Source organism: Lacrimispora sp., from assembly GCF_031982545.1.
Lineage (GTDB): Bacteria > Bacillota > Clostridia > Lachnospirales > Lachnospiraceae > Lacrimispora.
The window spans coordinates 304,213-318,010 of sequence record NZ_DALYXB010000006.1 but is presented as its reverse complement, the minus strand read 5'-3'; the positions used below and the strand labels follow the sequence as shown (position 1 = coordinate 318,010).

Sequence of the window (13,798 nt, the reverse complement as noted above, 5' to 3'; positions counted from 1 at the left end):
AATTTATTTAATTCATACCAACGACACGCGAATGATCCTCCACAGCCGATGTATTTGAATTTCCTGTTTCAATCCTATATCCGTCCCCATCAATCTTATAACCATCAACAACTGTATTTTTCAATACTTCTCCATTTTCGTTGTAATAATGCCACTTTCCATCATAATACTCCCATCCCCGGTTTTTATTCGTACATAGACCATTGTCTGCAAATACATAATCTTTGCTGCCAATTCTTAATGTGGTGTTGAAGACTAAATTTCCCTGATGATCAAAATAAAACCACTTACCATTGCCGGTCTTTAACCAGGTGCTTACTAAATCTTCACCCCCTAATTTACAACGCCATTTGTCATTTTGCTGGTACCACCCCGGATATTTACTTTTATCTTCTGAAATGAAACTTGATTCTGGTATTAGTATACCATTTTCGTCCAAATTTTTTCCATTTACAGTAGTATTTTTTAACATCACTCCGTTCTCATCAAAAAAGTACCATTTGTCATTACAATCCAGCTGCCAGCCAGTTTCTATTTTATTTGTACAGTGACCATCCGTTGCAAAATCGTAGTTTTTACCATCAATTGTGAGAGTGATATCATGAACCATGACCCCCTGCTTATCGAAATAGTACCACAATCCAGTATCAAATAACCAGTCATCCGATACATTCCCTACTACCATTTCTTCATCTTTCAATAACTCGCCTCGATAATACCATTTGTCATTTTGCTGATACCACCCAACCTTCAGACCTGGCCCGTTTGAGACTGAGCGAATCATGTTTTCCGTGTTTAACGCCTTTACCTGTAAATTATTGGATAATATAATACAGGCGGCAATGACGCAGCTCAAAGCCATTTTAAATGTAACCTTATTGGAACCTTTGCTAAATTTTTTGATCATATTTATTCTTTCCTTCATTTGATTATTGGTTTCAAAGTAAATGGGCATCTGGGTATATTCATTCTTATTAAAATAAGATTTGGAAATATTGAGAAGAGTCATTCCATATTCAATGTTTTCATCTTCATTAAGGAGTTCCAGCACACAGGCATCACAGGTACACTCTCTGTAAATCCTCATCTTTTTAACTGCAATCCATGCCAGGGGATTATACCAGTGGATTAATAACGCTATGATACTGAGCAAATTATAAAGTACATCTTTTCTTTTAAAATGAACAAGTTCATGTATAAAAATATGGGATATCTGATTGGAATTACTGATATTAAGAATATACTCTGGGATGTAAATTGTGGGTTTTATAATTCCAGTAATACATGGGCTTTTAATCCGGTCATTTATCACAACTCTGATTTCTTGTTTTATTGATAAATTTGCCTTCCATCTTTGTATCAATGCAAGCGTTTTCCCGTCACCAGTATTGGTTGTGCCTAAGTTTTTACGCCTGAAATTATAGTTGGTAATTAACAAAAAAATGCTAAGCAATACAACTCCGGTCAGCCATATAACGGATGCTATCTGTAAAATGGCGGGGAGAAAGTTATTGTTCTCACTGTTTTCAGAAGCCTCATCCGTCATACTGCTATTCATGTCTGAGAGCGGCTGGTTCATGCCTGCGCTGCCGCTTGTGACAATCTGCTCGGATTGAACCAGCGTGAGATATCTCTGATTTAAGATACTGAATAAATTTGAATCTATATGATCGGACACAGGAATCAACAGCTTGATCAGGATCAAAACCCACAACGCATTTTTAATTCTCACATTCATTTTCTCACCAAACAGCATTATAATTGCCATAACCAGTAAAATAAATATACCAGTTGACAGAGATGACCTTAAAAAGCATAGAAAAACCCTTGTTAAAAACTCCATATCAACGTTTTCTCCTTACAGATCTTCAGATTCATCGGATGATTTACTTTCTCTTTTTTCTTTTAAAACACGTTCCAATTGTTCAATCTGATCCATTGACAAATCTTTATCCTCTAAAAATTTAGTCAGAAGCAGGCCAAGTGCTCCATCATATACTCTTTTTAAAAAATCTTTGTTCTCAGATTTTATGTAATCATCTTTCGAGTATAACGGATAATAGTAATAAGTCCTGCCCTTCTTCTCGTAGCTTATGACTTCTTTATTGGCAAGCCGCGTTATAAAAGTTTTAATCGTCTGCTCGGACCATCTGTGTTTGGGTGACAGGCTTTGAATGATCTTCTCTGATGTCAGGGGGCTTGAATTCCATAGCAGTTTCATTACCTGCCACTCCGCTTCTGATATTTTGGGAATTTCTTCCACTTACTTTTCCACCTCCTAATAACATATTTTATCCAAAAAATTAACATCTACAATTGTAAACTATGGTTAAAGTCTACATCTGTAGATGTTAAATGTCAAGTGGTTCATTAAATTGTAAGAACTCTTACGTTTTGTGCTCCCAGAACTTTATAACTCCAGTTTCCGTTTCCGCCTACTACAGAAAGCCGGATCACATCTGCTTCCCGAACTGCCTTGATGTTCATCACAACTTTGCCGCTTAAATCAGTAACCGATGTTTCACAAATCCCCCCATCTTCAAATACAGACAGCCAGAATTCTACTCCGTCACCAAACTCATAATCAGTCCTGCTGTCACAACTGCCAACCGCTATTATACTATTTTCTCTTACTAAAACCGGCAGACCGTAATAATCAAATGTTTCCTTCTTCCAGCTTCCTCCTTCCATCACCTTTTCACTCAGGTAATTCACCCATTTCCCATCTGGCAGATAATATTCTACCTCTCCTGATTCTTTAAAAACAGGAGCTACGAGAAGACTGTCCCCCAGCATATATTGTCTGTCAAGAACCTCACATGACCGGTCCTCAGGAAATTCCATAAACATGGGTCGCATGACTGGAATCCCATTTTCATGGGCTGCCACTGCCTGCCTGTATAAATAGGGCATTAACCTGCATTTCAGTTTAACAAATTTCCGGAGTACATCACAGGCCTCCTCGTCGAACAACCAGGGAACCCGGTAGGAAGAAGATCCATGAAGACGGCTGTGTGAACTTAAGAGACCAAACTGGCACCAGCGTTTATATACATCAGCGGTTGCAGTGCTCTCAAAACCACCAATATCATGACTCCAGAAACCAAACCCGGAACATGCCAGAGACAGACCACTCCGAAGGGTCTCTGCCATGGAAGGATAAGAAGCAGAGCAGTCTCCTCCCCAATGAACCGGAAACTTCTGACTGCCTGCCGCAGCGGAACGGGCAAATAAAACTGCCTCACCTTCTCCCCGCTCCTTTACAAGAAGTTCAAAGACAGCTTTGTTATATAAATATGTATAGTGATTATGCATCCGCACCGGATCAGACCCATCGTGGTATACAATATCTTTTACTGGAATTCTTTCACCAAAATCCGTCTTAAAGCAGTCAACTCCCATAGTAAGAAGGGTTTTTAACTTTTCCTGATACCAGGCAGCTGCATCAGGATTGGTAAAATCCACCACACCCATACCTGCCTGCCACATATCAGTCTGCCATACAGAACCATCTCTCTTTTTAATGAAATAGCCATTTTTCATTCCCTCCTTAAACAGAGGGGACTTCTGGGCTATATATGGGTTGATCCAAACACAGATTTTAAGCCCTTTTTCATGGTAACGTTTCAGCATTCCGACTGGGTCTGGAAATGTCTTAGCGTCCCAGGTAAAATTACACCACTCATATGCTTCCATCCAAAAACAGTCAAAATGAAAAACCTGCAGGGGTATATCACGCTTTGCCATTCCATCAATAAAACCTGAGGTGGTATCCTCGTCATAGTCCGTAGTAAAGGATGTGGTAAGCCACAGTCCAAAGGACCAGGCAGGAGGAAGTGAGGGTTTTCCGGTTAGATCCGTGTATTTTTTAATAGTGCCTTTGGGTGTGCCGCCATTCATGATATAATAGTCCAGACGCTCGCCCTCCAAAGAAAACTGGATACGCTCCACCTTTTCGCTGGCAACCTCATAGGACACATCACCCGGATTACTGACTAAAACACCATAACCCTTATTGGTAAGATAAAACGGGATGTTTTTATAGGCGATTTCACTGGCAGTTCCCCCATCTTCATTCCACATTTCCACGATCTGCCCATTCTTAACAAACGGTGTAAACCGCTCACCCATCCCATAAACATATTCTCCCACATCAAGTGCCAGCTGCTCCACCATATAGCTTTTTCCATTGTCCCGGTTTTTCATATAGGCCATATTTTTTAAGCCAGTACTGGTAAGCTCCCTGTCCCCATCTAAAAATCGGATCCCCCAGGAATCAGGCCGTTTGTCAACAACCGCTTTCGTTCTGCCTGTCTGGAAAATGATATATTTCTCTGATTCATCAATACTTACCTTGGGATCACACTCTTCGATTACTGTAAAAGGCCCAGGGTCTGCCGCTCCTTCAAAATGGGAGACAGAGATTTTCAATACATCTTCCATGGGACTGGTAATGCGTATTGTCAGCATCCCCAGGTTTAAGATGTCTCCTCTGCTTTTGATCTGTTTCCCAGGAGCATAAATGGTTAATTCCCCTCCATTGATCCGGCTCCCTCCATACTCAACAGCATAGAGGGGTGTAATTTCATCTCTTATTTTCCAAAAACCATTGGTGAATTTCATATCTATTCTCCTTACCTGAATGAATCAGTTTCTGGCCCATTTGATTTTTCTGCCTCCAGCACGCATTTGTCAACTTCTATCCGCTGCTTTAAGCGTATATCCGAAACAGAACTTCCCACACAAATATCATACTCATCCTCAGGCACTGCAAAGCACTTTAACTCTTCATTGTAATAGGAAAAATCTTTTTCAGTGAAGCAGAATGCCAGTGTTCTTTTTTCTCCAGGCTCTAATAATATTTTATCAAACCCCCGCAGCTCCATGACAGGCCGCTTTATCGTTTCCCCCGCTGCCCTGACATAAACCTGAACGGTTTCAAGACCAGCACGGTTTCCGCAATTCTCCACGTCTGCCTTTACCAGGTAACCCTGACTGGTCTTCTCAACGCTAAGATTCCCATATCCATACTCTGTATAAGATAATCCATGACCAAAGCAGTATCTTACGGAAACCTCTTCTGATTCAAAGTAACGGTATCCTACGAATACGCCTTCCCTGTAAACAACTATCTCATCCCCCGGAAATTCCCCCAGTTTATGGGCTGGACAGTCTTCCAGACACCTTGGTAACGTAAACGGCAGCTTTCCGGAGGGATTCACATTGCCCAATAGAACTCCCGCAAGCGCCCGTCCTCCCTCCATTCCATTGTAACTGGTATAGACAATTGCTTTGGCACGGTCTGCAAAGGCTTCTAATTCCACCGGTGATCCCGCCAGAACAACGATAACAGCATTTTCATTGACATCTAACACTGCCGAAATTAATTCCTCCTGACCAGCAGGAATTTTCATATCTTTCCGATCCTGCCCTTCCACATCTGATTGATGATTCAAACCGGCAAAGACTATCACATCCTCACATTCTGCTGCCAGAATCTCAGCCTTTTTAATTCCCTCTGGCCCCACTCCGGGTTCATAATCAACCCCTATATTACCGCCAGCCTCAATCTTAAGCCCCATGAGAGGCGAAATCTCATACAATGCTTTGATTCCGGCACTTCCGCCTCCCATGGCATGGAGAGCGGCTGCATTTTCACCAATGACTGCCAGACGTTTCTTTCCTTCCAGTATTAATGGGAGCCGATCCTCCTCATTTTTTAACAGAACCACCGCTTCTTCCCCGCAGGACCGGATCGCTTCCTGATGAGCTGACATATTAAACACTCCTGGAGTTCTGTTTTTTCTTTTCTCTCCAAGCATGGACAGACGATTCATTAAATTAAGAATATGTCTGACCTTCTCATTTATGATTTCCTCATCCACTTCTTTCTCCAACACCTTCTTGAAAAGTGGATCTGCCATATAATAATCATCAAAATCATTGGTAACTGACATTTCAATATCAAGCCCGCCTAAAGCAGCTTCTAATGTATTATGAACAGCGCCCCAGTCAGAAATCACGACCCCGTCAAAATTCCATTCCTTACGAAGAATCTCCCGAAGAAGATATGGGTTGTGGCAGCAAAATACTCCCCTCAGCTTATTATAAGCTCCCATAATGGTCATGGACTTCCCCTCTTTTACTGCTGCTTCAAAACCTGGCAGGTAGATTTCCCGCAGCGCCCGTTCACTAACCTCCACACTGACAGTAAGCCGGTTTGTTTCCTGATTGTTCACTGCAAAATGTTTCACGCAGGCAGCTGTATCATTTTCCTGAATTCCTCTTATCAGTGGAACTGCCAGCTGGGCAGTCAGATATGGGTCTTCGCTCATATATTCAAAGTTGCGGCCACAAAGCGGGGTGCGGATTATATTGATTCCAGGAGCCAGGATTACATCTTTTCCCCTACCCCTTGCCTCTGCTCCCAAAACGCGCCCCATCTGTTCTGCCTGTCTGCGGTTCCACGTGCATGCAAGAGCCGTATTGGACGGTAAATAGGAAACAAAATCATCTGTAGTTCCGCTGGGATTCCAGTTATCATCTTCAAGCTCTCTTCTCACACCCATTGGCCCATCGGACATCCAGAGAGGTGGAATATGAAACCGCGTTACTCCGCCCGTATGAAAAATCCCCTGCCCATGTATCATCTCTATCTTTTCTTCCAATGTCAGTTCTTTTACTAATTTCTCTATCTCTTGCCTTTCCATGAAAACCTCCTGTAGCTTATCCCTTAACCGAACCAGCGGATACACCTCCTACAATATACTTCTGGCCCAGTATAAATACGATCAGAACTGGTGCCAGTGTTAAAATAATATCGGCTGCCACCAGATTCCAAGAATTCTCAAATGCTCCGAAAAAGCTGTAGACAGCAAGAGTCATGGGCCATTTTCCCGAATTATTCAAGTAATACAGGGGCATGGTAAAATCATTCCACACCGTCATAAATTCCAATACGAATACCGTTGACATAATGGGCTTGATTAACGGCACAATTACTCTTAGAAACAGCTGTCTGGGACTGCACCCGTCAATCACCGCCGCTTCATCAATCTCCCTGGGAATCGTCGCAATAAATCCAAAGGAAAGAAAAAGACTTAAAGGAATATTAATTGCGGCGTATAAAAGAATAATACCAATCCGCGTATTTACCAGATGCAGAACCTGAAGAACCTTCATCAGTGCTACGTTGTTAATAGGCACTGCAATGCCTGAAATAATAAAATAATACAAAAAGCGGTTAATCCCTTTCTGATTCCTGGAAATTACAAAAGCGGCTGCGGACACAAGAACAACAATTATCACAACGCTGCAGGAAGCATATAGAATACCATTTAAAAAAGACGAAAACAGCTTTCCTTTCTCAACCACTGTAACATAATTTTCAACCACCCATTTTTTAGGAAGAGAAAGGGTCATCCGGTTGGCTTCCGCTGAGGTTTTAAAAGAATTGATAAATAAGACTGCCAGCGGAAGCAATACAATCAGGCTGATTACAAATGAAACCAGATTACCCACGATGGATACAAGACTCTTCTTCATCAGACTTCTACCTCCTTGTTTTCCATGGACCAGATAATGAAATATAAAAGGGATAGAACTACAAGAAATAATATGCTGGAAAGAGTGGTACCCATGGCCAGATTGCCTTTGGAAAATTCTTTATATACTGCCGTATTAATCACTCCGGTTGCATTCCCCGGCCCGCCGTTTGTCAGGGAATAGATCATATCAAAGACCCGCAGACCGTAAGTCACATTTAAAACGGTTACATTTACAAGAACCGGTTTTAAAAGCGGCAGAGTTATACAGGTAAACTTCTTAAAAAAGCTGGCTCCGTCAATGCTGGCAGCCTCGTAGTATTCCGGGGCTACCGAAAGCAGCCCCGCAATGACAATCACCATAATATATCCCATACCCTTCCAGGTATCAACTAAGATTACAGTTGGAAAAACAAACTTTAAATCAGTCAGCCAGTTCTTTGCCAGTCCTCCCAAACCAATGCCTCTTAAAAAATTATTTATAAAGCCTGTGGTTGGATGAAGCATGCTGCGAAAAACCAGACCTACCACCAGATAGGACATGACCTGGGGTGAAAATATGATCATACGGTGGAGATTTTTCCCTTTAATGAAGGTCTGGGTTAATAGAAGCCCCAGTGCCAGACCCACAACCGTTTTTAATACCGTTGTTGCAACTGTAAACCAAAGGGTATTCACTATGTATTTCATATATTCCGAATTTCCATGAAAAACTGTCTTATAGTTTGCCAGCCCTACAAAATGAATCTCATTGCTGAAATTATTCCAGTCTGTAAAGGAATAGGCAATTCCAAGCACTCCCGGAAGAAAACACAGGAGAAAGAAGAGAATGGCTGCGCCGGCAGCATAGTACCAGGGGTATATTTTTTTTCTGTTCATTTCATCGTTCCTTTATTTTACCCAACCCGGATCTTTTTGAAGCGTTGCCTGCTCCGTACGCCGTTTCATAATCGAGTCGAGCACATCCTTAGGTGTCATTGCGCCAGTATACATGGATTCCAAATCTTTTCCTACATCCATCCACTGACTGTCTATGTAATTAACTGAGGTCTGAACCACGTTCGCCTTTTTTAAGGAATCCAGAAACTTCTGATCCTCTTCCGAATACTTGCTCTTAATCTCAGACCAGCATAAATTGCTGAGTTCCGGCTGTCCATCAAGACGTTTCTGTAAGTTTTCCGGTCTTGAGAGAAATTCAAAAAACTGTTTTGCTTCCTCTACATGCTTACCGTCCTTGTTAATAAAATAAGCATTGCTTGCAGGGTTCACTCCAACGGTTTGATTGTCGCCCCATGGCATTACAAAAGCACCTAATTTTTCTGAAGCTTTAAATTCAGGATAATCGGCGTCAATCTGCCCCCGGTAACCCAGTTCCGCAATTGTCATGGCACATCTGCCGGATGCCATTGCTTCTTTTCCATTTTCCCATGCATTGCTTAAGTAATCGTCTCCAAAATATCCTGCCCTGGCGCATTCATCCAACTGACCAATAATGGTAGAGAGTGCGGGAATCTGATCCAGATCGATTTTGTTGTCGTTTAATTTCTGATAAATATCAGGATCCTGTGCCAGCCATAATCCGCCTGTTTCAAACAGTGGCAGTACCTGATGCCAGCCATTGGTGGTAGCTTCATAAATTGGCGTAGTGCCGGAATCCTTAATCTTCTGGCAGACGTCTTTAAACTCCGCATAATTGGTAGGAACCGTCAGCCCCAGTTTATTGAAAATGTCCTTGTTATAGAGGTAAAAATACATTTTTGCCCCTGGAAAGGTAATCCCATATACTTTACCATCAACAGAAACTGCCGATTTTGCACTTGCATCCATCCGGTTTACCCAGGCCTGATCTGTCAGTTCTGCACAGTACCGATCCATGTGAATACTGGAAACAAGGCTGATTGGTGTATCCACACAGATAATATCCGGTGCCTCTCCTGAATCAAGCTTTACCTTGATTAAATCTCTCCACTGGGCATCCGGGGAAATCTGAAAATCAATCTTGATTCCAGTCTCTCCTTCAAACTCCTTGGCAAGCTCCTGAACAATACCTGAGGTAGGAAGTCCGCTTTGGTGACTGCCAAATGTCAGCGTAACATTCTTTTTCGTGCCACCGTTGTCACCACTTTTTGTGCTGCTGGCTCCCGTATTACACCCCGCTGTCATACCTGCTGCCAGAATTGCCGCCAAAGTCAGACTGATTAATTTCTTTCCGCTTTTTTTCATGACCTTCTCCTTTACTCTCCACACTTAGACTTGTTACTTTTCTTAAATATACTGCTAAATAAAAATAATCATTTGTTATAATTTCATAATACCACAAGGCTGCGAAGGGCAGAATAGACAAATCCAAACTGTCATTTGCATTTTTTTGAACTACATTGTATAATATTGTTCACGAAGGGAGGTGCTTTTCTATGAAATGGTCAGGAAAACAATATTCCCAAAAATGGTATCTCTTTATTATATATGGTCTTCTTATCCTGATACTGCTGGTCATTTTCTTTGTATTTACTTATAGCCATTACCGCAAAAATGCATTAAAGGATGCTTCCAAGGATCTGGAAAACATGTGCGCTTCAGTAGAAAGCTCCGTAAGAACCCAGCTAGACAACCTCTCATCGATTTCCATGAATATCGTATATTCCAATGCGATTAAAATGAACTTCAGGGAATTCTCCACCTCATACCAAAAATATGCTTCGGCGCCCACAGATCTGGCCGCTTCCCGGGAAAAAGCGATGGCAATCCATGATATTGTCACAGCTATGATCGGAGCATATCAAAGTGCCTCCGAAATCAACTTATATACCATGGACGGTTCCTGCGTTGAGGCCGGTTACTGGCTTAGAACCACTTCTGTAGATTTAGAGCGTCTGCCCTGGTACTCCCAGACTCTTGCATTAAACGGACATAAATACATAACTGCACCAGTGATAAACAAAGAACTGCCTGCAAAAGGGGAAAATCAGAAATCACAAAAATTCATCTCCCTGGTGCGTCTTTTTCTGGACTTTGACGGCACACCGGAGGGAATTGTTGAAGTTGTCCAGGATTGTGACAGGATTTTTTCCCTTTCCTCCCAGCTTGAGCATCAGAACCCGGACAGCCATGTATTTATCTACAATAACAGGCAGGAGCTGGTATATCCATATGCCTCCAATTCTTCCTACCCGGACTATTACTCCATCATAACCCAGGCTTCCTTACCGGAAAGCCAGGCAGGAATCATCAGTACAGGTAGCAGCGAAAAATTTCTTTATTCCTACCAGACCATCGAAGGCTACGACTGGACTGTCATCCTGGTCAGGCCCCAATCTGCATTTTATAGATCACTATCCCTTTTCCGCACAACATTTTTCCTGATCGGAGCAGTCTCCATCCTTGTGACCCTGTTTCTTTGTTTTTTTATTTCCAAGCGCCTGACCGTTCCTCTGGAAAAGCTGACGGCAGCCACGGGGAAGATTACCATCAACCGGGTACTGGATGAAAAAAAGGTTAATTTGACCTCCGCCGACAGCAGTATAAAGGAACTTTCCCTTCTCTGTGAATCCATCCGCAGTATGTACGAGAAGCTGCGTTCCACCTCACAGGAAGTTTTATTATCAAAATCAGAAGAAACCCGCGCCAAATTTCAGGCGGCCCAGTCACTGATCAATCCTCATTTTCTTTATAACTGCCTGACAAACATCTCTGTTATGGCAGAAGAAAATATGAATGAGGACATCGTACGAATGTGTAGTTACCTATGTGATTACTTTCGCTACATTTCATCCTCAAGGGAAATGATTGTCCCACTGAAAGAGGAAATCCTATATACAGAATGTTACTTAAACTGCATGCAGATGCGTTATAACGAAGGCTTTACCTATACCATGAATATAGAAGAAGGCACGGAAGAATTCCATATCCCAAAACTCATTATTCAGCCAATTGTGGAAAATGCCTTCAAGTACGGATTCCAGATTGCCCCACCATGGCAGCTGACCATTGCATCGTATACGAAAAATGAACGGTGGTATCTGAAGGTTGAGGATAATGGAGGACTCTTAAGTGAAGAGAAGAAAGAAGAACTGTTAAGACTCTATGAAAACCTGGATATGAATAAAGAATGGAATTCATTGCAAATCGGAAATATGGGACTTAAAAATGTCTGCCTGCGCCTAAGACTTCTCTACGGAACTGAAGCAGTTTTTCAAATTGACTGTTCCAGTCCCAATAGAACCAGTTTTATAGTGGGAGGCCCTATTTATCAATCAAAGGAGGAATATTATGAGCACCATCCAGAGATATAGTTATCTTGTGGCGGAAGACGAAGGCCTCATTCGAAAAAACCTGATCAAGAAAATCACTTCCTTAAATTTACCTCTTAAGCTGGCCGGTGAAGCCGCCAACGGACTGGAAGCCATAGAATTAACAGAAACAAACTGTCCCGATCTCATCATAACCGATATCCGTATGCCCCAGTGTGACGGGATTGAACTGGCAAGCTATCTAAAGAAAAACCACCCCAGTGCTAAAGTGATTATTATAAGCGGATATAATGATTTTTCCTACGCCCAATCCGCAATCCGCTATGGAGTCGTGGATTATTTATTAAAACCGGTCACTGCAGAAAGCCTTTTTGAGTCACTTCAAAAGCTTCTGATTACCATGAAATCCGAGACTAACGCACTGGAGTCTTACTGTACTGTAAATGAAAGGCTGAGTCAGGAGTCCATCTGCGGACTTATGGAAAAATATCTTCAGGAGAATTATAAGCAGGAAGTCTTTTTTCAGGAAATGAGTGAAAGGTTCGGATTTACACCGGAATACCTTGGAAAAATATTTAAGAAGAGGACTGGAGAAACGCCATCCAAGTACCTGACCAGACTGCGGATCAATGAGGCAAAACGGTTGCTGCTGCATAATCCGGATATGGAGGTCCAGAAAGTGGGGGAATTATCCGGTTATCCGGACAGTGCTTATTTCAGCAGAGTTTTTAAATCCTGTGTGGGGATCCAGCCCAGTGAATACAGGAATAAGGCTTGAAATTTTGACAGCTGTATCTGCTGATTTTGCCGTTCCTATTGTGCTGACCATTTGCTGAAAACCTCCATAGCTTTGTGGATCAGAATCAAATTAACTACCATAAGCGCAAAAGACAAAACAGAGTACAGGATAACCTCATTCAGGGGAAACAGTTTTACCCCATTGCCAATTATATAAATACAGATTGGCAGGCAGATGATACTTGTAATAACAGCCGGGACATATTTTCGTATAATCAGTGCCTGAAAACAGTGAATTACCAAATGCAAAGCAAAGGTTATAAATAGTCCTGTCCACAGAATATACCAGTTGGTCATATAAGAAACAACTGTAATCATACTGATTATGATAAATTCCTCTGCCACGCCAAGCGCAAATGCAGAGGTTGTTATTTGATCAAAATGAGAGGATAATTTTTTCGATAATGCAGGAAACCTATGGGTTAAATAATCTCTGTTCTTACTGATCCATGATTGCATAAAAATTATTTCTTCAAAATCATGAAACATAAAGAGGATTGGAAATAACCACACCATTGCCTTAATATCATTCATTTTATATCTCCCAAAAATTTATTTAAGGTTAAATACAGGTCTTTTTTATAGGATGCCGTATGACTGTCTTCCATTTTGAGGGTTGCACCTTACGAGTATCTGAAAGATAAATTTCATGATGAAGACGAATATCTGTCATATCATTCATATACCCATTTTCGGCCAGATACTCATCCATAATAGCAACAGTAGCAGGTTCGTCATCAAATGGTCCTATGTGCAGGATCTGTACGCATAACCCCTCATCTACCGTTAAGAACTCGGCCGATGAACAATCCATTTTTTTCTTTTTACCGGCTTCCGTAACAGCCCAGTCAAAGTCCCCTTTCGTCACAAAATCTGGCAAACGAATTACTGAAATCCAATTAAATGTGTCCTTATTTGAATAGTCCACCCCCGCGACATCATCCTGCCACCAGAAGCCTTCCAGAGGAGGAACTACATACTCAAAAAAGCCTTCTATTTTATGTGGACCCTTATAACTCATTTTGATGGTATAAGCTACCCCATATAAGATCCCCAGCGCGTTCTGATATGCTCCGCCTTCCTGATTCGGGTTTCCTTTGCCTCTTACTGCAACATAATTGGTAACTGGAACTGTTACGATCTCTGGGGTATTCCCCGGCATATAAAATTCTTTATACTCTTTCTTATAATCAAAAGCCATTTTTT

General features: G+C 41.8%; 11 protein-coding genes. 2 read left to right on the top strand and 9 right to left on the bottom strand.

Translation table 11 applies throughout. The features are described 5' to 3' along the window. Positions 1-7: 7 nt before the first annotated feature. The 7 genes from ABS301_RS12530 to ABS301_RS12500 form a co-directional block, all read right to left on the bottom strand. Positions 8-1,843: a M56 family metallopeptidase gene (locus tag ABS301_RS12530; RefSeq protein ID WP_349672535.1), complete on the bottom strand. Its 1,836-nt coding sequence runs from the start codon at positions 1,841-1,843 to the stop codon at positions 8-10. 15 nt (positions 1,844-1,858) lie between these two features. Beyond that, positions 1,859-2,263, bottom strand: coding sequence for a BlaI/MecI/CopY family transcriptional regulator (locus ABS301_RS12525; protein ID WP_349672534.1), 405 nt, complete (start codon positions 2,261-2,263; stop codon positions 1,859-1,861). Between the two features lie 107 nt (positions 2,264-2,370). Next, positions 2,371-4,623, bottom strand: a complete 2,253-nt coding sequence (gene yicI / locus ABS301_RS12520; protein ID WP_349672533.1) for an alpha-xylosidase — start codon at positions 4,621-4,623, stop codon at positions 2,371-2,373. An 11-nt stretch (positions 4,624-4,634) separates the two neighbouring features. Beyond that, positions 4,635-6,710: a beta-glucosidase family protein gene (locus tag ABS301_RS12515; RefSeq protein WP_349672532.1), complete on the bottom strand. Its 2,076-nt coding sequence runs from the start codon at positions 6,708-6,710 to the stop codon at positions 4,635-4,637. Between the two features lie 16 nt (positions 6,711-6,726). Then, entirely contained in the window at positions 6,727-7,545 is an 819-nt protein-coding gene (locus ABS301_RS12510; protein ID WP_349672531.1) for a carbohydrate ABC transporter permease, read from the bottom strand. Continuing rightward, positions 7,545-8,423 carry a carbohydrate ABC transporter permease gene (locus ABS301_RS12505; protein WP_349672530.1) on the bottom strand — a complete coding sequence of 293 codons (879 nt, stop codon included), beginning with the start codon at positions 8,421-8,423 and terminating at the stop codon, positions 7,545-7,547. Before ABS301_RS12505 ends, ABS301_RS12510 begins: the two co-directional genes overlap by 1 nt. A gap of 12 nt (positions 8,424-8,435) precedes the next feature. After that, positions 8,436-9,767 carry an ABC transporter substrate-binding protein gene (locus tag ABS301_RS12500; protein ID WP_349672529.1) on the bottom strand — a complete coding sequence of 444 codons (1,332 nt, stop codon included), beginning with the start codon at positions 9,765-9,767 and terminating at the stop codon, positions 8,436-8,438. A gap of 191 nt (positions 9,768-9,958) precedes the next feature. On the opposite strand from ABS301_RS12500, the gene ABS301_RS12495 reads away from it, so the two are divergent. Together ABS301_RS12495 and ABS301_RS12490 are read left to right on the top strand one after the other, a co-directional pair. After that, a complete protein-coding gene (locus tag ABS301_RS12495; protein WP_349672528.1) occupies positions 9,959-11,836 on the top strand; it encodes a cache domain-containing sensor histidine kinase in 1,878 nt (625 codons plus the stop codon). After that, complete coding sequence (locus ABS301_RS12490; RefSeq protein WP_349672527.1) at positions 11,814-12,572, top strand: response regulator; 759 nt, start codon at positions 11,814-11,816, stop codon at positions 12,570-12,572. Before ABS301_RS12495 ends, ABS301_RS12490 begins: the two co-directional genes overlap by 23 nt. A 35-nt stretch (positions 12,573-12,607) precedes the next feature. Here the strand turns inward: ABS301_RS12490 and ABS301_RS12485 are convergent, their stop codons facing one another. After that, positions 12,608-13,126 (bottom strand): HXXEE domain-containing protein, encoded by a 519-nt coding sequence (locus ABS301_RS12485; protein WP_349672526.1) that lies wholly within the window; start codon positions 13,124-13,126, stop codon positions 12,608-12,610. A gap of 28 nt (positions 13,127-13,154) precedes the next feature. After that, positions 13,155-13,793 carry a GyrI-like domain-containing protein gene (locus ABS301_RS12480; protein ID WP_349672525.1) on the bottom strand — a complete coding sequence of 213 codons (639 nt, stop codon included), beginning with the start codon at positions 13,791-13,793 and terminating at the stop codon, positions 13,155-13,157. Between the last annotated feature and the right edge of the window lie 5 nt (positions 13,794-13,798).

What these genes read in the sequence shown, in the direction of transcription:
- ABS301_RS12500 (WP_349672529.1), bottom strand. Translation starts at nt 9,767, where the DNA reads ATGAAAAAAAGCGGAAAGAAATTAATCAGTCTGACTTTGGCGGCAATT.
- ABS301_RS12515 (WP_349672532.1), bottom strand. Translation starts at nt 6,710, where the DNA reads ATGGAAAGGCAAGAGATAGAGAAATTAGTAAAAGAACTGACATTGGAA.
- ABS301_RS12510 (WP_349672531.1), bottom strand. Translation starts at nt 7,545, where the DNA reads ATGAAGAAGAGTCTTGTATCCATCGTGGGTAATCTGGTTTCATTTGTA.
- ABS301_RS12480 (WP_349672525.1), bottom strand. Translation starts at nt 13,793, where the DNA reads ATGGCTTTTGATTATAAGAAAGAGTATAAAGAATTTTATATGCCGGGG.
- ABS301_RS12505 (WP_349672530.1), bottom strand. Translation starts at nt 8,423, where the DNA reads ATGAACAGAAAAAAAATATACCCCTGGTACTATGCTGCCGGCGCAGCC.
- yicI (WP_349672533.1), bottom strand. Translation starts at nt 4,623, where the DNA reads ATGAAATTCACCAATGGTTTTTGGAAAATAAGAGATGAAATTACACCC.
- ABS301_RS12495 (WP_349672528.1), top strand. Translation starts at nt 9,959, where the DNA reads ATGAAATGGTCAGGAAAACAATATTCCCAAAAATGGTATCTCTTTATT.
- ABS301_RS12530 (WP_349672535.1), bottom strand. Translation starts at nt 1,843, where the DNA reads ATGGAGTTTTTAACAAGGGTTTTTCTATGCTTTTTAAGGTCATCTCTG.
- ABS301_RS12490 (WP_349672527.1), top strand. Translation starts at nt 11,814, where the DNA reads ATGAGCACCATCCAGAGATATAGTTATCTTGTGGCGGAAGACGAAGGC.
- ABS301_RS12485 (WP_349672526.1), bottom strand. Translation starts at nt 13,126, where the DNA reads ATGAATGATATTAAGGCAATGGTGTGGTTATTTCCAATCCTCTTTATG.